The sequence below is a fragment of the Lactobacillus kullabergensis genome, from assembly GCF_000967195.1.
In the GTDB taxonomy this organism is placed as follows: domain Bacteria; phylum Bacillota; class Bacilli; order Lactobacillales; family Lactobacillaceae; genus Lactobacillus; species Lactobacillus kullabergensis.
The window spans coordinates 255,366-277,039 of record NZ_KQ033871.1 but is presented as its reverse complement, the minus strand read 5'-3'; the positions used below and the strand labels follow the sequence as shown (position 1 = coordinate 277,039).

Annotated in this window: 17 protein-coding genes; 2 read left to right on the top strand and 15 right to left on the bottom strand. The window is 37.0% G+C overall.

All coding sequences use genetic code 11. The annotated features are described in order from the left end of the window. Window positions 1–361: 361 nt before the first annotated feature. The 3 genes from serS to JF76_RS01795 form a co-directional block, all read right to left on the bottom strand. Complete coding sequence (serS, locus tag JF76_RS01805; RefSeq protein WP_045927569.1) at window positions 362–1,669, bottom strand: serine--tRNA ligase; 1,308 nt, start codon at window positions 1,667–1,669, stop codon at window positions 362–364. A 332-nt stretch (window positions 1,670–2,001) separates the two neighbouring features. Further along, window positions 2,002–2,532 (bottom strand): GNAT family N-acetyltransferase, encoded by a 531-nt coding sequence (locus JF76_RS01800; protein ID WP_045927568.1) that lies wholly within the window; start codon window positions 2,530–2,532, stop codon window positions 2,002–2,004. Next, entirely contained in the window at window positions 2,532–3,137 is a 606-nt protein-coding gene (locus JF76_RS01795) for a TVP38/TMEM64 family protein (RefSeq protein ID WP_034978773.1), read from the bottom strand. The genes JF76_RS01800 and JF76_RS01795 overlap by 1 nt, the downstream gene beginning before the upstream one ends. Window positions 3,138–3,333: 196 nt before the next feature. On the opposite strand from JF76_RS01795, the gene JF76_RS01790 reads away from it, so the two are divergent. Both JF76_RS01790 and JF76_RS01785 read left to right on the top strand, forming a co-directional pair. Then, window positions 3,334–4,116, top strand: coding sequence for an alpha/beta hydrolase (locus JF76_RS01790; protein WP_045927567.1), 783 nt, complete (start codon window positions 3,334–3,336; stop codon window positions 4,114–4,116). A 123-nt stretch (window positions 4,117–4,239) separates the two neighbouring features. After that, the gene (locus JF76_RS01785; RefSeq protein ID WP_045927566.1) at window positions 4,240–5,616 is read left to right on the top strand and encodes an NAD-dependent succinate-semialdehyde dehydrogenase; all 1,377 of its coding nucleotides are present in this window, start codon (window positions 4,240–4,242) and stop codon (window positions 5,614–5,616) included. Window positions 5,617–5,697: 81 nt separating this feature from the next. Here the strand turns inward: JF76_RS01785 and JF76_RS01780 are convergent, their stop codons facing one another. The 12 genes from JF76_RS01780 to JF76_RS01725 form a co-directional block, all read right to left on the bottom strand. Next, window positions 5,698–6,717, bottom strand: a complete 1,020-nt coding sequence (locus JF76_RS01780) for a zinc ribbon domain-containing protein (protein ID WP_045927565.1) — start codon at window positions 6,715–6,717, stop codon at window positions 5,698–5,700. Window positions 6,718–6,812: 95 nt separating this feature from the next. Further along, entirely contained in the window at window positions 6,813–8,372 is a 1,560-nt protein-coding gene (locus JF76_RS01775; protein ID WP_045927564.1) for an ATP-binding cassette domain-containing protein, read from the bottom strand. Window positions 8,373–8,695: 323 nt separating this feature from the next. Next, window positions 8,696–11,728: an MMPL family transporter gene (locus JF76_RS01770; protein WP_045927563.1), complete on the bottom strand. Its 3,033-nt coding sequence runs from the start codon at window positions 11,726–11,728 to the stop codon at window positions 8,696–8,698. Continuing rightward, on the bottom strand, window positions 11,721–12,308 hold the full coding sequence (locus JF76_RS01765; RefSeq protein WP_045927562.1) for a TetR/AcrR family transcriptional regulator: 588 nt from the start codon (window positions 12,306–12,308) through the stop codon (window positions 11,721–11,723). Before JF76_RS01765 ends, JF76_RS01770 begins: the two co-directional genes overlap by 8 nt. A 161-nt stretch (window positions 12,309–12,469) precedes the next feature. Then, window positions 12,470–13,393 (bottom strand): serine hydrolase, encoded by a 924-nt coding sequence (locus tag JF76_RS01760; protein ID WP_045927561.1) that lies wholly within the window; start codon window positions 13,391–13,393, stop codon window positions 12,470–12,472. 14 nt (window positions 13,394–13,407) lie between these two features. Next, complete coding sequence (locus tag JF76_RS01755) at window positions 13,408–14,325, bottom strand: magnesium transporter CorA family protein (RefSeq protein ID WP_045927560.1); 918 nt, start codon at window positions 14,323–14,325, stop codon at window positions 13,408–13,410. A 135-nt stretch (window positions 14,326–14,460) separates the two neighbouring features. Further along, window positions 14,461–15,762, bottom strand: a complete 1,302-nt coding sequence (locus JF76_RS01750; protein ID WP_045927559.1) for an extracellular solute-binding protein — start codon at window positions 15,760–15,762, stop codon at window positions 14,461–14,463. Window positions 15,763–16,028: 266 nt separating this feature from the next. Next, complete coding sequence (locus JF76_RS01745; RefSeq protein WP_045927558.1) at window positions 16,029–17,339, bottom strand: extracellular solute-binding protein; 1,311 nt, start codon at window positions 17,337–17,339, stop codon at window positions 16,029–16,031. 49 nt (window positions 17,340–17,388) lie between these two features. Then, a complete protein-coding gene (locus JF76_RS01740; RefSeq protein WP_045927557.1) occupies window positions 17,389–18,684 on the bottom strand; it encodes an MBL fold metallo-hydrolase in 1,296 nt (431 codons plus the stop codon). Next, window positions 18,668–19,492, bottom strand: coding sequence for a carbohydrate ABC transporter permease (locus JF76_RS01735; protein WP_045927556.1), 825 nt, complete (start codon window positions 19,490–19,492; stop codon window positions 18,668–18,670). The genes JF76_RS01740 and JF76_RS01735 overlap by 17 nt, the downstream gene beginning before the upstream one ends. After that, window positions 19,493–20,359 carry a carbohydrate ABC transporter permease gene (locus JF76_RS01730; RefSeq protein ID WP_045927555.1) on the bottom strand — a complete coding sequence of 289 codons (867 nt, stop codon included), beginning with the start codon at window positions 20,357–20,359 and terminating at the stop codon, window positions 19,493–19,495. Continuing rightward, a complete protein-coding gene (locus JF76_RS01725) occupies window positions 20,359–21,444 on the bottom strand; it encodes an ABC transporter ATP-binding protein (protein WP_045927554.1) in 1,086 nt (361 codons plus the stop codon). The genes JF76_RS01730 and JF76_RS01725 overlap by 1 nt, the downstream gene beginning before the upstream one ends. Between the last annotated feature and the right edge of the window lie 230 nt (window positions 21,445–21,674).

The following is a 21,674-nucleotide window of genomic DNA, read 5'->3' as shown; positions in this document are numbered from 1 at the left end:
CCTGTTTGCCGTCTTGCCCGACAGCGTTTATTATCTTACTAAAGCAGCTCGCTTTTGTCAACTGCTTTTGCTCGATTTATGTTGAACTTGTTATTTGTCGTAACTCGCTCAGACACATGTAATACCTTACTCTTTTTGTACTCATTCGTCAAATTAATCATTTTGTTCGTTATTTAAGTAAAATTGATTTCAAATTAGTTTTCACTAATACCTGTCAGACCAGTTTTTTTACTTTTTAGACTAGACCAATTAACCAATTATTCGTAATTTAGTTATTTTTGCCACTTCTATTAACAAAAATTTGGGCAAAAAAATTTCGCAAGTTTATTCAACCTGCGAAATCATAGCAAAGTGCTACTCATTAAATCAAAGTTTCTTCCTTATTAATCTTTGTCATTCCATTCATATAAGGAACCAAAACTTCTGGTACGGTAACTGTTCCATCTTCATTTTGATAGTTTTCTAAAATTGCAGCCACAGTTCTACCAACAGCTAATCCGGAGCCGTTAAGAGTATGTGCCAAATGCAGTTTGCCATCATCATCACGATAGCGAATTTGCGCACGACGAGCTTGAAAGTCAGTACAATTTGAGCAACTGGAAATTTCACGATACTTATCTTGAGCCGGCATCCAAACTTCCAAATCATAAGTTTTAGCACTGGTAAAGCTGGCATCCCCAGTAGACAAAGCTACCACATGATATGGCAAGTCAAGTTTTTGCAACAAGTGCTCAGCATTATGAGTTAGTTTCTCTAATTCATCCCAAGAATCTTCCTGCTTGCAAATTTTAACCATTTCAACTTTTCTAAATTCATGCATTCTAATCAGACCGCGAGTATCACGTCCAGCTGAACCAGCTTCACTTCTAAATGCTGGAGACAATGCAGTTACATTGATTGGCAGCTTCTCACCATGAATAATTTCGTCACGGAAATAGTTAACAAGCGGAACTTCAGCAGTTGGAATCAAAGTTAAATCACGTGGCTTGTCAGGGTTGTCGTTATCAACAATGGTGTACACATCTTCACGGAATTTAGGAAATTGTCCAGTGCCCTGCATTGATTCATCGTTAACCAAATATGGCGGAATTATTTCGGTGTAGCCTTCTTTAGTGTTTTCATCTAAGAAGAAGTTAAAAACAGCCCGCTCAAGTAAAGCACCAGCACCTTTATAATAGACAAAACGAGCACCAGAAACTTTAGCTCCTCTGTCCCAATCCAAAATATCGAGATCAGTACCAATATCCCAATGTGCCTTAGGCTTAAAGGCTAACTTAGTCGGTTCATGCCACTTGCGAACTTCTTCATTATAACTTTCATCAGGTCCGATTGGATCAGAATCGTCCGGGAAATTAGGCAGTCTTAGCAAGATGTAATCTTGCTTTTCAGTCAATTCAGCAACTTTATCATCAAGTTCCTTAATTTCCTGTCCTACTTCACGCATTTTTTTAACTGCAGCAGAAGCATCTTCTTTGTTTCTTTTAATTTCCGCAATTTTCTTTGAAACTGTATTGCGTTCAGCTTTTAATTGTTCACTGCGGTTCAATTCTTCACGCCGATCGGCATCAATTTTAACCAGTTCATCAATCTCTTCCGGCTTAACGCCACGTCTGCCAAGCTTATCCTTGGCCCAGTCAAGATTCTCGCGAATCACCTTTATATCCAGCATCTTTTTACCTCCACAAAAAAAGCCAACTCATCCCACAAGATTGGGACGAATTGGCTCATACATGGCTTCGCGGTACCACCCAGTTTCAGCTAAATATTTAGCTGCACTTCATTAAATCGGCGATAACGATGCCGCGTGCCGTGTAATTATTAATTACCCACATTAATGGAATCTGGAAACGACATCTATTCGCTTGCACCAAGATGCGAACTCTCTGAATCAGTCTGAGGATTCCGTGTTTGGATATTATTTTAAGCTATTATGCTTTTTTTAGCAAACAATATTTAATGTTTTTATAATTATTTTTGTAAAAAGATTGTGCCAAATTTAAATCACTTTTCTCTTTTAAGCCAATCTGCCTTTTTCAGCAAAAAATAATCTTCCTGATATTGAAATAGCGTACTTACCATACTCATATCGACCGAATAAATATATTTAAAGCCTAGTCGAGTAAGTAAATTTTGTGAGCGAAAATTATTTTTAAAAGTGCCAGCCCAAATTTCAGATTGATTGAGCTTTTTAAACGCATAATTTAAAAGTAAATTTAAGGCTTCAGTCATATAACCTTGACCAGAAAAATTTTTATCAAGTAAAAAACCTATTTCCTTGGTATGTAATAATTCTTCTTCGCTTGTACCTCTATTATATAGTTCAGCTAAGCCAATTAATTGCCAGGTATTTCTAAGACAAATTGCATAACTATACTTTCTTGCGGCATACTTTCCTGCAGCAACCTCAGCTTCCGCCAGATTTTGATAATGCCCAAAACCTGCTAAACGCCGATAATATTGATCTTGTCCCCATTTTAGCAAAGTAGGTGCATCCGATAGTTTAAAAGGACGAAAATAAATTCGGCTGTCCATTAATGACCAGTCAATCTAAGCAGCCAGTCCATGCCAAATTCCAGCGCAAAACTGTATGCTGCAATAGTCCAGGGTTTGCCCAATATGATAATCCAAAAATAGGTCCAAAACTTCATATCAGTTAAACCTGCCAAAAGACATAAAACATCATCTGGTGCCATTGGAGCCACAATGCAGATTGCAAAAAACCAGTTGAATTTCCGCTGGTTTTTAGTCCACTTCATATATTTATCAAGAGTTTTTTCAGAGACAATATGAAGAATAAAAGGTCTGCCGTAAAAACGTGCTAAAAAGAAGTCAATAATTGATCCAATACAAATTCCCACGTAGTTGTAAATAAAACCAGCTACAGGTCCAAAGAAAATAACTCCACCCAAAAGTGAAACGCCACCAGGAATAATAGGAATAACAACCTGAATTATCTGAATCAAAACAAAAATAATCGGCCCGATTATTTTCTTGTCAGCCAAATATGCTTTCATTTTGGCTTGACTGGTAAATATTCCCAATCTATACCAATATATACATAACAAAATGATAATAATCCCGCTGACAACGGTCAAGATATTAATCAGTCTTCGACTAGCTTTAGCAGACAGATGCATAGCTTACCTCCAATGTTAAGCCTAATTTTACCAAAAAATAAGCATAGTGATTACTTTTTAAGTCATTAAATAATAATAATTAAAATTTTTTAATTATTTTTTCTTAAAGTAAAAACAAATTGGGTTTTTAGCAAAAACCGACCTTTAATTACATTATAATAGATATTAAAAATACAATTTTTGGGAGGAAAATCGGATGGCAGAAATTATCAATGATGTCACTTATGATGAACAAAGAAAACTTAAGGTAGATATTTATAAGCCGGACAAAGTCGGTTTTGGTGACAAAATATTGCTGTTTTGGCATGGTGGTGGCTGGTTTCGGGGAGATAAAAACAGTATTAAGGACTTATGTCAAAAAATTTCTGATAAAGGTTTTACTGTTTTTGCACCTAACTATTCTCTTGCTCCACAGCATACTTTTCCAGCCGCACACCAAGACAGTATTAACTTTGTCAAATGGCTAATGCAAAGCGATTATGTAATTAATAAAAAAGTTGACATTACTCAAATTGGTGCCAGCAGTGGTGGCACAATGGCGCTAAATATTGCAGGCAAGTATGGTTTCCCAACAGTAACATGGTCTGCTCCTGTCAGTTATTCTGCCTGGATGAAAGACCACCAGAACGTCACGCCTGCAGTTGATGGTCATAAAGAACTAGGCTTGAGCAACCAACATGATATTAACAACGCTTTTTATAAATATTTTACTTTAGCATATGCAGGCTCTGAAGATGAAAAGGTGTTAAAAAAGATTGACGCAGATTCATATGATTACAGCAATCTACAACAATTATTAATGATCAATTCTGCAGACGAGTTGGCACCTATTAGATATTTACTTAATTTTATTGACTTTTTGGCTCAAAATAATCACGCTGTAGACCTTAAACTAATAGCGGGTAATCGGCATGCAATGACTTATGCTGCTCAGTATTTAGAGGAATCATTAACTTATCTTTTAAATGCAATAAAATAAATCTTTATTTTTACTTACTAATTATTAGTAAAATATTCTATATGTGCTATAATGATTAATGAAAACGGTTTATATTGATTTTGAGAAAAATCTATCCTGATTAAAATTTAAGGAGATAATATTATGGCTAAATATCAATCTATTAATCCATATACTAATGAAACTTTTGCCAGCTATGACAATCCTACAGCTGAACAAATTGAAGACGCTTTAAACTTGACCGATGCACTTTACCACAAGTGGCGTAATGAAGGCCCTGAAACCCGAACAGCAACATTACACAAAGTAGCAGACGGTTTACGCGAGCATAAAAAAGAAATGGCAGAAATCATGACTCGTGAGATGGGTAAAATGATTGGAGAATCTGAAGGTGAAGTTGATCTTTGTGTATCTATTTGCGATTACTTTGCCGACAAAGGTCCTGAATTGTTAAAACCAGAACCAATTGATTCCAAATTAGGCGATGCATATTACCTAAAGCAGGCAACTGGCGTAATCATGGCCTGTGAGCCATGGAATTTCCCTCTTTATCAAGTAATCAGGGTATTTGCTCCAAACTTTATTGTTGGTAATCCTATTATTTTGAAGCATGCCCACAATGTTCCAGGCTCTGCAGCTTTGATTGCTAAAATTATTAAACAGGCAGGTGCTCCTGAGGGAAGTTTGATTAATATGTATCCAAGCTACGACCAACTTGATCAAATGATTGCCGATCCTAGAATTCAGGGCGTAGCATTGACCGGCTCAGAACGCGGTGGTTCTTCAGTTGCTGAAAATGCGGGCAAAAACCTGAAGAAATCTACTATGGAGCTTGGTGGTAATGATGCCTTCATTATCCTTGATGACGCTGATCCTGAAGTTTTAAAGCAGGCGCTTAGTTCAGCCAGAACTTATAATGACGGACAGGTATGTACTTCTTCCAAACGCATTATTGTTGTTAAGTCTCGCTACGAAGAAACATTGCATGAATTAAAAGAGGTCTTTTCTAGTTTGAAGCCTGGAGATCCACTTGACCCAAGTACTACCTTGCCGCCAATGAATTCACAGAACGCAAAGGAAAAACTAACAAAACAATTAGATAGTGCCCTTGCGGGAGGAGCAAAAATTTTCTACCAATATCCTGAAATTGATTCAGATGGTGCATTCTTCCGTCCAACTATTCTAACCAATGTTGATCGTAATAATCCGGCATTTGACCAGGAGTTCTTTGGTCCAGTTGCTACTGTTTACGAAGTCGAAGATGAAGACGCCGCTATTGCTTTAGCAAACGATTCTAGTTATGGTTTGGGTTCTTCTGTTATCAGTTCCGACATTAAACGTGCTCAAAATGTAGCTGCACAAATTGAAACTGGTATGAGCGTAATCAACGGCACATGGATTAGTTCCGGTGAATTACCATTTGGTGGTGTTAAGAAATCTGGCTATGGCCGTGAGCTTAGTGATTTAGGTTTGATGGCATTCGTAAACCAGCACTTAGTAATATCAATGCCAACCAAATAACTTATCATTAAGATATAAATTAAAAAGCTGATAAACTGCGTTACTAAATAAGAACGTTGATCTATCAGCTTTTTATTTTTATTATTGCTTTTGACGGTGACGAAATAAATTATACCCTGTCAGTCCAGTCGTCATCACGCTAGCTAAAATTAAGAAATAAGTTGAAGCGCCAATTGAAACTGCGTATAAAAGCAGTTGACTGGTAATGCTGTGTAAAATACCATGATTAGACAGTGTACTATTAGACATTCTATAAATAATGTAAATTAGAAAAATAGTTTCAATCAAAGAAAGTAAAAATGCGATCAACCTGCTCTTTTTAGTATCTCTCAACGTGTGATAAATGATAAATAGAGGAATCAAAACAATTATTAACCATATTACACAAAGTAAGACACCTGAAAGCAGTGTGGCATTTGAAGAAAAAAGTCTGCCAGCAAGTCCGAAGACAACCCTAGTAATTGACATTTTTTGCCCGTAAGTCATGTCTAAAACAGATGCACCAGATCCAGTAAATAAAACTATCAGGTTTATTACTGCCACCAAAACAACTAGAAGCTGCACATAGGTAAAATGCTTCTTTACCTGAACATTTTCTTTATATTTTATACCCTTCTGGGCTAATCTGCTTTTCGATTTAACTTTTTCTTTCGATTCAGCCACATCATTGAACATGTTAGAACCCAATTGATTAATTTTTTGTGTTAAGCGCTCATCCACGGTATAACGATCAATTTTTTCTTGACGACTGCAAACAAAGTAAAGCCAGACAAGCAATGCAAAAAAGCAAATCCAACCAAAGCTGCGGGAAAAACTCATGAGAATTAGTAAAGCAATTCCCAATAGAAAAACAATCATGCTGTTAACATGAATCCATTGCAACATTCGCTCGATAACCGAATTTTGCTTTTTCGGATAAAATTCTTGCCGGTATACCTTGCGACTGGCTATTTTTTTACCGGCTTCTTCATCTTCATAGTTTGCCTTTTGATGTTGGTCAGTGAAAAAAGTCTCACGGTATTTTTGTAAATCAAAATGGCAGTTAGGACAGGTAACATCCGCATCGTTAATGGGACGGCCACAGTTTGGACAAGTAGTCATAAGAAACTTCCTTTAATCAATAATTATTAATAGCTTAATCATAAAACAAAAATAGCGATAAGGAAAACTCTTTATCACTATTTTAATACAGCTTTTTATTGTAAATTTTGAATTTGTTTCTTAACCCGCTTTATTTCAGAAATTGAAGTCTGGGAGTCAAGCATTAATTGATCAAGCTTGAACTTGAGCAATTCTAATTCATTATCATTGCTTTTTCTAGACCTTTTCTTCTGGGATGCGGAGGTTATTAAGCATCTGTCCTTAATTTGCCATTTTACAGCTTCAAGTTGCTTGATAAATGCCTGATCGTGCGATACGAGAATCATGGCAAAGGGATAAGCAGTGACAAATTCGGCTAAGGCATTAACCGATGCAATATCTAAAAAGTTAGTCGGTTCATCCAGCAGCAATAAATTATATTGACCTGTAAGTATCTTAGCTAAGTTGAAACACACGAGCTGCCCACCACTAAGATCACTTATTTTATGCTGCCCGTATTGACGTAAATGTAGATCACCTAAAACCTGCATAGTCGAACTATCATCAAATATACTGGTAGCAAAAAGAGAATCTATCAGGGTTTTATCAGTTTGGCTAGTAACAATATTCTGGTTAAAATAACCTATTTTCAATTTAGAATTATAAAAACCGGTTAACTGTCTATTCTTGATTTTTTTCAGAAAAACTGTCTTACCAATCCCGTTTTGCCCAGTTAAAACTACTTTTGAGCTATAAGTAAGATTTGCTTCCTGAGTAATGCTAAACAACTCTTGACCATAAGCATTAACCTGCTGTTTCTCCAGCCGTAATGCCTTGCTTTTAGGAGAAATCGATAAATCAGTTATTGCATTGTTGCCATTTTTTAAGGTAATCGCATGATGCATTTGCGGCTTCTTTATTTCTGCTTTTTCCTTATTGATGCGGCTAGCAAGATTCTTACTTGCTCTTATAACATTATTTACAGTTTTTTGTTTTCCCATTGACTTTGACCGCCAATCAGATGAAGAAAGTCCCTTTTTGTTGTGAGAGAAAGTTCTGGCCTTATTAAAATGCAGATTATAACTTCTCTTTAACTGCTCAAGGTGCTTTTTCTTTTGCTCATAAGTCGTTTCTGCCCGTTTTCGCTGATCTTCGCTAAAGCTGCGAAACTCTTCATAAGTCCCTGAGAAATTGTGTACTTCTTTATTTTGAATATACCAGATTGAATCACAAACTTTGTTCAAAAAATTCTGGTCATGACTGATAATTAAACAGGCAATTTTGCTTTTACTTATTAACTTTATTAACCATTGTTGCTGGGTAATATCCAAATTAGAAGTGGGTTCGTCCAAAAGCAGCAAACCGTTAGGCATATTTTTTAATTGGGTGACGGCCTTATTGAGAGCCAATTTTTCCCTTTGTCCACCGCTCTTATCCCCAGCATCAAGCAATTGTGAAACATAAGCAAAATTACAATTGCTGGAAACCGTGCCTTTAACAGTAAATGAATCTGTTAATTTTTCTTGAGCAAGTATTCGCATTAAAGTTGTTTTACCGGCACCATTGTTGCCAATTAAGCCAATTTTTTGCCCAGAATTGATGCTCAAATTTGAGACAGTCAGCAGTTTAGAAGCTGCCACGCCAATTTGTAAATAATCTATTTTAATTAATTCCACTTATAAAACCTCAACGTGTACACATAATACACTAAATAAGCTGCAGTTCATTGAATTGCAAAAATTACTCTATCTGCAAAAGTGATTCGCTCTACGTTAGGTTCAAAATTAAAAAAGTGATTAATTGTTTAAAACTTTAACGAGAGCTTACTGATTATTTACTTGTCTTGACATTCCAGTATTCCTTACTTTCTGCTTAAAATTTAATTAAAAATATTATACTATAATAAATTAACTTTTGTAAACCTGTCAGAAAACATATTTCACTAACAAAAAAGCTGAAACTCTCTAAATGAGAATTTCAACCTTTTAATAAAGTTCAATTATTTCTTAGCACGCTTATTCTTGTGCCAATGGACACCTTCATAGGTCAACTTGACAGCAGCAGACAAAGTGATCGGCATAATAAAGACTAAGATTATCAGTCCAATAATCACTGCCAAGGCCACTTCAATCAGAGTTGGAATCCCTGAAGGGATTAGCGCAGCAAAAGTACCACCTAAAATGATAGCAGCTGAAACTACAACTGTGCCGATAATACCACAAGCCTTTAGCATTCTTTGACTTGGCTTACCGTCTTCAAGTTCACGATAGCGAGTCATTAAGAAGATACTGTAGTCAACGCCCAGGGCAATTAACATGATGAAGCCAAAGAACGGTGTGTTCCAGGTCAGCATGGATTTGCCTAATGCAGCTTTTACTACCCATTCTGTAATTGATAATGAACAGAAGTATGCAATCAAAAGAGTACCCAGGATATAAACTGGTTGCAAAAGTGAACGAGTTACAAAAATGAGGGCAATTCCAATACCAATCAACATTATGGCAGCAGTTCTAATAAAGTCTCTGTTGGCAATATCTTTGATGTCAGCAATGTTAGAACTCTCTCCGCCCATTGCTACTGTAGCCTTTTTGAGCCTGGTTCCTGCTAAGGACTTCTTAGCCATCAAACTCAGATCCTGCGCCTTCTTGGTTGCTTTAAGACTACTTGGATTTGACTTAAAGACAATCATAAGCATTGCAGATTTCTTATCAGGACTCAGATAATTTTTAATTGAGGTTTGGAAAGTATCGTTTTTAATAAATTCCTTTGGGATATAGAAAGTATCTGCGGCTGAGGAACTAGCTAAACCATTAAGATAAGCTGCACCTTGACCAAGTCCACTATTAACTTCATCTACCCCATTGGTAATCTTTGGTGTACTTGAAGCCAATTTCCCTGCACCAGTATTTAGTTGACCAACACTGGAATTCAATTGGCCAATGCCTGAGCTTAATTGACCAGTACTGGAATTAACTTGACCAATACCTGAGCTTAATTGACCTGCACTGGAATTAAGTTGACCAATACCGCCATTTAGAGTAGAAGCACCACTATTTAATTGACCAGAAGCAGTAGCCAGTCTGCCGACACCAGATTGCAGCTGACCCATTTGGCCAGATACATCTGGCATTGAAGCAGAAGCTTCTGCCCATGATTTTTCTAAAGCAGCACCAGCAGCTTGCATGGCAGCCATCTTCTGTTGTTGAGTTAAACCGGGTATACTGTTAATACTCTTTGCTAAGTTAGCTTTATAGCTCTTTTCTAAAGCAGCCTTAGTATTTTTCTGCGCATTTGCGATACCAGCACTGCCACTTGCCAATTGAGAATTCAACTGGTTAAGGCCACTGGTCATTTGCTGGGTTCCGCTCTGCAGACGGCTTGCACCACCTTGCAGTTGACCAGTACCATTTTGCAACTGGCTGGCACCATTTTGCAGCTTACCCGTACCAGCTTGCAATTTGCTTGCGCCATCTTGGAGTTGACTAGTACCATTTTGCAACTGACTTGTTCCATCAGCCAATTGACTTGCACCAGCAGTAACTTTTTTGCTTGCCTTGCTCAATTTACCTAAACCGGCACGTGCTTGATCAACACCTTGGTTGACAGTATTTAACTGGTTATTGACGTAAAGCTGATCAATGCTTTCACCATAAGGCTGAGTTACAGAAGTGACAAAAGCCACATCTCCAGATGCCTGGAGTTGTCTGGTTAATTGATCAATTAACCGCAAATCTGCTTCATTATCAAGTTTATGGTTACTCTTAATATAAAGTGTTGAAGGTTCAGTCATCCCTTTTGAAAAGTGATCTTCGACAACTAGCATCCCTGCTTTAGCTGAAGCACTATTATCAATCTCATCAGTGTCATCATAATTCAAGTGACCAGTATACATAAGACCAAAAGGAAGCACAACCACAGCCAATACAATTAAGTAAATAATTGGGTGAGCAAGTGTCGCTTTGGAAATACCATGCCATAATTTATCTTCATGCTCACCGGTAAACTTCTTCACCGGCCAGAACATTTTTTCTCCCAAAACAGCCATGAAGAAAGGATTGAGTGTCAGCAGCACTATTAATAAAACTGCTACGCCGACCGCAACACCAACTGCTGAGCGATAAATGGAAAAGTTAGCCAGACTTAACGCTGAAAATCCAATTAAGATGGAAGAACCGGAATACAGAATGGTTTTACCAGCGACCTTTAAGGCACTATTCATCGCCTCATAGCGATTCATTCCTTTACCGAGGTCTTCTTTGAACTTGTCATACAAAAGGATGTTGTAGTCCGTACCAATTCCGAATAACACAATAATCATAAAGACTTGTGTAAAGTTAGAAAACGGGAAGTTTTGGTATTTAACTAAGTTAGTAACAATCGCAAATGATGTGATAAAGGAAACCCCAACAGTCAGTAATGAAATCAGGGGCACTATTGGTGACCTGAAGACAATCACTAACACGATGAAAATAAAGATAACGGTAATTACTTCTGTTTTCTTAATTCCCTCTTGAATAGCATTTGAAAAGGCATTTTGTAAAACATCAGCACCAGTAACATAAGTCCTGATGCCAGCAGTTTTGACTGCTTTATTCAACTCAGCCTCAACATCATTAACCGGTCCGTGCTTTTTAGCCACATTCAACTGCATTATCCAGGTTGTATTATCCTTTGACTGCAGCTTTTTCTTAGTAGCAATATTATCATCTGGGCCTAAAATCATTTTAATGCCGTATTGATCCTGATCATTTTTCAATCTGTCAATAGTTTCATTAATGGCATTCTTATCATCGGAAGTCAGTTTGCCTTTTTGCTTATTAAAGACCACTGCAATCTGATAGGTATTTTTTTGTTTAGGACCCCAATCATTTTGGATTGATTTTGCGACTTCACTTTGAACGTCAGACGGTAAGGAAATATTTGAGTGCTCACGGGTTAACCCTGTAACGTCCGGCAAAGCCACAACAGAAATGATTAAAATTAAAATCCATGCAATTAACGAGAAAATATGATTTTTTACTAGTTTATGCACTCTGATTTTCCTTTCTATTTTTTTGCAATAATTTCTTGGGCTGAACCAATTGAATAATTAATTCATGATAACCTTGGTCAGCCTCTTCACTAGTTTCTTCTGTAAAAGAATCGGATACATCTAAAAAAACGTATCCTAGTACTGCCCCAATTAAGGAATGGAGCGAAACCGTGCTGTCACTTCTCAAATTTAGTTTGTCAGCCAAAGCTATTATCTTTAAAATTTCTTGAGTAATAGCATCGTCTTTTTGGTACTCATTCAAATGGTAGAGAATACTAATTAAAGCGGGATCGTCTAAAATAAAATCACGGACGATATCCGCAAATTTAAGTAAAGCCTCTTCACCCGAAATTCCGATCAAATTATCAACTAATTTTTTACCTAAAATTTTAATTCTGCTTGCACCGACAAGCGACAACAATTGCTTTCGACCTGAAACATAATGATAGAGTGACTGTGAACGAACGCCTAACTCTTTGGCTAGGTTCGGCAGAGTGGTCGCGGAAAGTCCCTTTCGTCCAATCAGCTCCGTCGCCTTCGCAATCACCTTATCTAAATCAAGGCTTCTTTTTTTAACCAATTTCACCCCTCCTTCTGACAGCATACTGAATAATATAGCACTACAACATGAAGAATACAATCTACATGCTGTAAATTATTTTATATTATCAAAAAAGCCCTAAAACATGGATTTTATTAGGGCCGATTTTTTAAGATTTGGTAAAGTATACGTCAAAAATGTTATTTAAAAAAGCTGTTGACTGCCTTTCCCAGTTTAACAAAATCATGATCATTATTGCTCCAAACGCTGACGCAATAGGCATTACCATTAGACTGGACAAGTGCAACATTGGCTTTACTATCCCCAATAGCATAAATTAAACCCTTGCTATTACGGATAATCCTGGGCTTAGTTTTGTTAGCATTCAGTGCTCCTAAAACTTGATTGGAATATTGTCTGCTTAAAATCTGGTCATGGTATAGACTCACCATAATTTTATTCAAATCATTTGCAGTAGTATAAGCTGCTGGTTTAGCTGAAAGTTTTCCTTTAATTGTAGTATCATGGACACCGATTTTCTTAATAATAGAGTTAACGGTAGCTGGCTTAACTGTGCGCAACAAAGCGTTGGCTGCAGTTTTGTCACCTTGCATCATTAATTGCTTCAAATAAGTTGCATTATACGCAATTCCCTTTTGCAGGACCTTTTCACCTTTAACGTGATCTGCTTTTTTTATTTTAACAGCCTTATTCGCAGTTGCCTGCCCATGTTGTTCTTGATAAGTTAAAGCAACAAGTAAAAATAAGCGACTAATAGTATTTACACCATGTCTTTGACTCGTATTAGAAACACGGGCAAATTTATTATTATTCAGGTCTTGAACACAAACTTGATAGCTTTGATCCTTCCCCATCACCTGTACAATTTTTTCTGCCCATTTTTGCTCACTGTCGGAAGCAATTTTAATGTGATTTGGATACTCCATAGTCGCAACTTTTGGTTCACGGACGGAGTTTTTTCCCTTTTTATTTTTGACAACTTGTTCCTGTCCTTGACCCACAATTTTCAGGCTGCTGTTCTCTACTTTTTTAAGATTGACAGAATAGAGGATAAAAGCAATAAGTGCTGTGATTAATGAGCCTATCAAAACTTTATTTTTCATTTGTTTGCCTCAGTTTAAAAGAAGTGATGTCGTTTCATTAGCACAATCAACCATACCATCAAAAAGATCGTTATTACAGTAATAGCAATCCAGTCAGAGGAGCTATGGCCAACTGGGAGGCTGACGTTCATACCATAAAAGCCGGTTAAAATAGTGGGAATGGTTAAAACCAAAGACCAGACTGTAAGGAACTTCATCGTATCATTCAGGTTATTGTTCATCATGTTATTAGAAGTTGCAGATAAAGTTTGAGTTACCTGTTGCGAAATTTTCACCATTTCTGCAGATTGATTTGACTCAATTAAAACATCATCCAGTCGTTCACGTCCAGGCTTGGTGAAGTTCAACTGAGACATTTTTAAACTGTGCAGCATCATTAGGTTAGTCTGAATTGAGCTAGACAAATACACCAGACTTTTCTCAATGTTGGACAGCTCTACCAAGTCCTTGTTATTTATGTCACCAGAAAGCTTTTGATCTAAACTATTGCGTTCGGCATCAAGCTGAGTAACAGCTCGCTGGAAGTACTGCGATGAATATAGTAAAAACTTCATTAAAAGTTCAGTAACATCCTGTGCCATTGATAGCTCTCTTCTCGTAGCAGCATCATTAAACTCATCAAACACATAACTGGTTGACTGGGTATGAAAAGTAAAGATGTTTTCCCCTGATATTAAAAAAGTTATCGGGTGAGCCGTAAAATGCTTGATGGTTTTAGTGGGCCAAATAGGTACATCATAAACCAGCAAATTGATATGCGTATGAGTATCATAATCATAGTGGGGTCGTTCATGTCGGTCTGAAATATAGGTAATCATGTCAGGAGTAAAATGAAAATCCATTTGCAGCTTATTACTGTCTTCTTCACTCAAATTGCTGATATCATACCATTTATAATTAGTTTCTACTGGAAACTTTTGTTCTTTGATCACGTTTTCACCCCTGGCCACTGTATTTAGCTGGCGTAGCTACCAGCTTTTATATGCCAATATTATCTTACCATTGAAGAGAAAAACGACAAATAAAAAAACAGGTCAAGACCTGTTTTTTTAATTTTTATCACATTTCTATTGTTTCCAAGCTGCATCAAATTTATTTTTACCTGTTGTAATGGCTTTTTCAACATTACGGTTCTTTTGTGCAGCAGATAAGATTGACTGCATAATTGGGGTTAATTGACTAAATGTAGCACTAGAGTCCTTAATTACAGGAACACTGTATAGTGAGTTGGCATTAAGAATGTCTTCCAATTTGGCCGGCAGTTTAAAGTCTTTATTCGACTTATATTCATCAGACTTTGTGGCACTGTCACTAACGGGAATATAGCCGGTTTCTTTAGCCCACTTAATTTGACTATCTTTAGAAGAAAGATATTTCATAAATTTGAAAGCAGCAGCTTTCTGCATCGCACTGGCGTGGCTGAACATATAAATGTCGGTACCTTGTGACATTGTATATTTGCTTGGCCGAGCTGCAACTTCATAATTGAAGCCTTTCTTAGCTGCCTGTTTGATCCATGTTTCAGTTGATGAAGATGTAACAAACATTGCCAATTTTTTGTTAGTAAACGGAATGTACAAGTATTTATCAGAACCTGGCATTCTAAAGTAACCTGCTTTTTCCCCGTCGATAAAGTAATTGAGCAACTTTCTGGATTTAGCACCAGTAAAGTCAATTTTACTGGAGAAATTTTCACCCTGGTTCTTCATACCCAAAACGTAGTAGTTATCAAGATCATCAAAGCCTGCACCAACTACTTGATGGTTACTCTTTTGGTAAATAGTCTGTGCAGCCTTCTTAACCTCAGCCATTGTTGCAGGAACTTTGGTAATGCCATATTCCTTAAACATCTTGGGGTTATAAATTAAAACTTCAATTGACTTGTTAAAAGGAATACCGTATTGGATGCCCTTAATTTGCGCACCATTTAGCATGTCTTCCTTAATACCAGATGCTGAGGCACTGCCCCAGCCTACATTTTTATCATTAATGTATGGTTTAAGGTCAACCAACATCTTATTCTTAGCGGCACTTTCAAGCCAACCTGGATAAGCCTGAGTGATTGTTGGTAAATTTTTAGGTGATTGCAGAGTCGAAGTTATTTTTGACTGCAAGTTATCGTAATCACCTTGTTGTTCAAGCTTGATTTTTATTTTAGGATTTTTATTTTCAAAATCCTGAGCTAAACTTTTCAGTGTTTTTTCCTGAGAACCCTGCATCCCATGCCAAAAAACAACTGTAGTTTTTTGAGTTACTTTTGGTATTTTAGAACTTGAGGATGATGAACTGCCACTTTTTGAACAAGCTGCAGTTCCAATTAATGCCAAGCCAGCTACTGTAACAGCTACCAGCTTTTTACCGAAATTCATGATATCTTTTTTCCTCCAAAATTTTTTAAGTGCTCAATAGTGATAGTTTGAGCATTAATACTCATTTATTGTATAGCAAATAATGCAAGATTACAATAAATTTAGACACAAAAATTCGGCTTTATTTGTATATTTTACTTTATTTGCAATTATAGTTAGCTATTTTCCGAACATTTTCTAGATGACCTTTATTTTGTTCCATTTTAGGCATAAAAAGAACTTGCCAATTATTGACAAGCTCTTTAATAAAAATTGCTATTTAGTTTTTATTGCTTCCAAGCAGCATCAAATTTTGCTTTGCCCGCTTTAATAGCGTCATCAACATTTTGCTTCTTTTGAGCAGCAGCTAAAATATTTTGCATAACTGGATTCAAATTGCCGTATGCAGCACCAGCATTTTTGATAATTGGCACACTGTATAAGTTTGCCATTGCATCTTCAAGTTTGGCTGGCAATTTAAGCTTTTTAGTTTCTTTGTATTCAGCAGAATCAGCAGCACTCTGGTTAACAGGAATGTAACCAGTAGCATTTGCCCATTCAAGTTGACTTGCTTTTGAAGTCAAGAACTTAATGTAAGTAAATGCTGCAGACTTTTGGTCAGCTGAAGCATGCTTGAACATGTAAATGTCAGTACCTTGTGACATAGTGTATTTACCCGGACGAGGTGCAACATCGTAAGTGAACTTGTTGCCTACACCTTGTTTAACAAAGCCTTCACCAGCCGAAGTACCAATGTACATTGCTACCTTTTGGTTAGCAAATGGTCCAGATAAATAATGTTCTGAACCAGCTACTCTGAAGTAACCATCTTTGATCCCATCTGCATAAAAATTAATAACCTTCTTTGAAGTGTCGCCGGCAAAGTCAATTTTACTTGAGAAGTCAACGCCTTCGTTCTTCATGCCTAAAGTGTAGTAGTTTGATAATGAGTCAAAACCGGCGCCAACAACTTTATGATTACTCTTTTTGTAGATGATTTGTGAATCTTTCTTCAATTCATCCATTGTTGCAGGAGCTTTTTTAATACCATATTTCTTTAACAAGTCTGCGTTATAAGTCAAAACTTCAATTGATTTGTTAAAAGGAATACCGTATTGTTTGCCATTAATCTTAGCACCATCGAGAAGTGCACTCTTGATATTAGAAGCTTCACTGCTGCCCCAACCAACTTCTTTACTATTAATGTATGGCTTTAAATCAACCAGCATGTTTTTGCTAGCAGCATTAAAGAGCCAGTCAGGATATGCCTGAGTAATGGTTGGCAAGTTATTAGGCGATTGCAAAGTTGAATTAATTTTGGCTTGTAAGTCATTATAAGCACCTTGATTCTCCAACTTGACCTTGATTTTAGGATTTTTGCTTTCAAATTCCTGTGTCAATTTCTTCAAAGTCGATTGTTGCACACCTGTCATACCATGCCAAAAAACAATATTGGTTGTCTTTTTGACTTTGGCAATTTTTTCTGAACTTGAAGATGAGGAAGAATTAGAATTGCTTCCGCCATTTGAACAAGCTGCAGTACCAACAAGAGTTAAACCAACAGCAAACGCAGCGGCTAACTTTTTACTAAACTTCATTTGGTTAAACCTCCCAAATATAAAAACTAAACAACATTTTTTTGATTAATCAAAACGCAATTGTTTGGTTACGTTTTGGTAAAATCCTGTTACCATAAGGGTTTTCCACCAGCTCCGAATGCAATGTGTGCACGGGAATAAGTGTTGGTGGTTGAACCCAAGCAATAATTTGTTTTAGTTCTTGCTCGTCAGCGTGACCAGAACAACGCAACGTCTGAACTTCAATATTTTGCTCAGCGAGATTTTGCATAAAAGGCTTGTATGCTGGGTCAAAATCTCCTAATGGCTCTGCATTAGAGTGAATATACAAACCACCTTTTTGTAAGTGGTCGAAATCAGCAACTGCTTGCCAGAGGAATTCGTGATCATCATTTAGCAGATCATCGTAATGAACAGCTAGTTCCGGTTTCAGATCAACGAATTTCTGCTCCCCTAGCAAGTAATAATAAGGAAAATCTTGATTTAAACTTTCCTTGAGCAAATGAGCTCTTGCGGCATGCAAAACAACTTTACGCGGTGAATCAGAAATAATGCGCAATAGCCGCTCAACGTTGGTAGGATAAGTATTAAAAGTAATTTGCCGCTTAGGGTTGTCATTTTGCAATTGTACAAATTTGGCAGTCAATTCATCCTCATTTTTAGGACCAGTAAATTCTTCGCTATTTTCTTCATGCTTTTCTTCTGGCCAAGAAAATCCGGTTGCTTCAGTAATTAAAACATCACAGTCTTTGGCTGCTGCTAAAAATTTTTTAACCCAGTCAGGATGATACCCATGCAGACGAATATCACCAGTATAGGCAATTGCCAAATCCGGTGTTCTAACTATCAGACCAGTAGCGCCATACGCATCATGATCACTGGGCCACACCGTCATCGTTATATCGCCCACTTCTATTGGTTTTTGATACTCTGCTGCGATAATTGGGCGTGTATAACTTGCTTCATGATCTGCAGCCGGCAGCAGAAAGTCTCCTTTTTCATTTAAAACAGGCAGCATCTTAGCTGTTATCGGCCCTGCATACAAAGGTATTTCTGGAGCCAAGAAATTCATGGCTTTGCTGTGATCAAGGTGCAGGTGAGAGATGTAAGCTGCAGCATGCTCCCACCGGTCATGATCAAGTGGCTGGCCAGTTAATTCGGGATCATAAAAGTTTGGTACATCACCAATCAGTTCATTTTGCACTAAAGTCTGATAATTTTCGTCAGGCAAATTGAGCTCAGGTCGGTAGACTTCACCCAAATCAAATAAAATATGTGATTTACGGTAAGCTACTTCCATCATTGGGCCGCCAATAGTATTTAAACCATTGTAAAACGTAATGGTGGTTCTATCCTTTAAGGTCATTACGAACCACCCCCTTAATAATCTGTTTTCTAAAGATTAGGTACAAGACTAAAATTGGTAAAACAGTCAGGGTAGCAGCAGCCAGTTGCAATTGCGTTTCACTACCGGCATCGGATGCAAAGGCAGATAAACCATTATTTAGCAAACGCATGGTATCTTCATTTGTAACCAGTAATGGCCAGAGAAATGAATTCCAGCCAGAGATGAAACTTAAAAGACCAACTGTAAACAAGCCACCTTTTGACATCGGTACTAGAATTTTCCAAATATAGTCCCAATCGCTGGCGCCATCAATCATAGCTGCTTTATAAATCGTATCTGAGATTGAACCAAAATAGCTTTGTAAATAATACATGTAGAAAATCGAAGTCAAGAATGGCAAAACCAGTCCTACATAAGTGTTAAGTAAACCCATATGAGCAATTGTGTTGTAGTTAGTAAAAATAATTGCTTCACCAGGTACCATTAATAATGACAAAAGCACCATTTGAATTAAGCCCTTGCCCTTAAAGCGCAAGTTAACCATGGCAAAAGCGCCGAGTAATGAGTTAAACAGACTGACAATCGTGGTGACGCTAGCTGTTAAAACCGTATTGAAGAAGTAGCGGCCAAAAGGCGCACGAGCGAATACTTTGGCGTAGTTAGACCACTCAAAATGGTGGGGAACTAGTGTCGGCGGAATAGAAGTTGTTTCCTGAAAGCTCATCAAACCGCCTAAAATCATGTAAATGAATGGGAAAACAGTAATGATGGCAAAGATAAATAAAATAATGTAACTGAATAAAACTCCTAGCCGAATTCGTTTCATTTAATTCTCTCCTATCTTCTTCATCATTTTCCGTTGCAAGAAGGTTGCAAACAGAATAATCAGGAACAAAATTACCGTTGCCGCCATCGCAACTCCCGGGGTGCCGACAATTTGGAACTTATTGTAAATGTAGAACACAGCAGTTGTTCCCGAATTACCCACTCCGGCTTGCCCGTTAAAGAGTGCGTATACAGAAGTATAGATTTTAAAGGCCCCAATCACGTTCATTGTTAATAAGAAAGCAATAGTAGGAACCAGCTCTGGCATAGTAATGCGCCAAAACTTATCCCGACCGCTAGCACCATACATATCAGCAATTGTATAAAAATTCGGATCAATATTACGCAGTGCCCCCATTAATATGACAATGTTAAAAGCCAGTGACGACCAAATACCAAAGACAATAATGGTAGTTAAAGACATTGCTGGGTCATCAATCCAGTCAGGAGCTGGCAGATGCAAACATCTAAGCAAAAAGTTCAGCATCCCGTAATCACCATTAAAGATATAACGGAAAACAATTCCTATGGCAATTGTTGAAGTAACATATGGCATGAAAAACGTTGTTTCAAAGAATGACTTATGCTTTACCTTGTCAAAAATTATCCACGCCAGCATAATTGAAATAATTAAGCCGATTGGTACTGAAATAATTGCATAGAGAACCGTATTCTTGATAGCCAGCCAAAATTCCGGATCATTGAAAATATACTGATAATTGCTTAAACCATTCCAGTTTAAGTCAATTAAGGACCCACCCTGAAAGCTCATGCCAAATGCACGCAAAATAGGATAAATACTAAACAGAGTGACAAAAATAATAGTTGGTGCTAAAAAAAGCCAAGCCTTCTTTTGATTTGTCTTCATTAGTAAACTCGCTCTCCTTCAGGTGTAAAAAGAAATACCCGATTAAATCGCATTTTAAGTTTAACTTGATCGCCTCTCTTAATTGGAGTTTCAAGGTTAATTAGTGAACGAACCTGCTCATTATCAAATGTAAATTTCAGAATACGTTCACGTCCAATTAATTCAATATCATCCACCGTGGTCTCAAAAAGACCATCAGGGTCAGGAACAATATTTTCGGGTCGAATAGACAAGATATACTCACCGTCTGGTAAATCTCGTTTAAAACGAGACTGCTCCAGATCAGCAAGATCTATCGTAAATTGACTTGACTTTAATTCATTTGCAGTTTTAGTTATTTTAAAATTATCAATTACTGGATTGCCGACGAAATTGGCTACAAAATAATTATTAGGTTCTAAATAAAAGTTTTGGCCTAAATCATCTTGTTGTATAACACCATCATTAAAGAGGATGATTTTATCACCAATAGACAATGCTTCTTCCTGATCATGAGTGACAAAAAGCGTGGTAATGCCAACAGATTTGACTAATGAACGAATTTCCTCACGAATCTTTAAACGCAATCTGGCATCCAAATTGCTCAAAGGTTCATCCATGAGCAGAATTTGAGGTTCTTGTACCAAAGCACGAGCAATTGCCACCCTTTGTTGCTGACCACCGGATAAATTGCCCGGCTTTTGATCAGCCAGTTCAGTAATCTGCGTTAATTCCATGTATTTGGTGGCAATCTTTTTGGCTTCTGCTTTAGGTTTTTTGTTAGCCCCTACAATCAGCGGAAACATTACGTTTTGCAAAACAGTCATATGAGGATATAATGCATAGTTTTGAAAAACATAGCCAATATGGCGATCCTTAGGTGCAACTTTTACCACCGACTTGCCATTAAATAAGATATCTCCTTCTGTGGGATTCAATAGGCCAGCCAGTATATTTAAAATAGTTGTCTTTCCACAGCCAGATGGCCCTAATAAACACACTAAGTCTCCCTTTTTAACAGAAAAGCTGACGTTTTTTATAGCTTCATGACCATTGTCATAAACTTTTCGCAGGTTTTTCACTTCAACAAATTTATTGTTATCCATTAAATCGCACCACTATAATCTTTATTTTTCATTTTTACTCTCTTAATTTTATGATAAAAAAAGTCAGAACACAACCTAATTTGCTTAATTAAAATTCGTAATTATCTTATCATAATCAAGTTTTTAAGTTAATTATTCGTATTTGTTGTGTAAATTGTTAATTATTATCCAGAAATTGCTTTTATTGTTCTCTTTTTAAAGTTTTGCCTTAAGAAAAAAGCGGCAGTAAA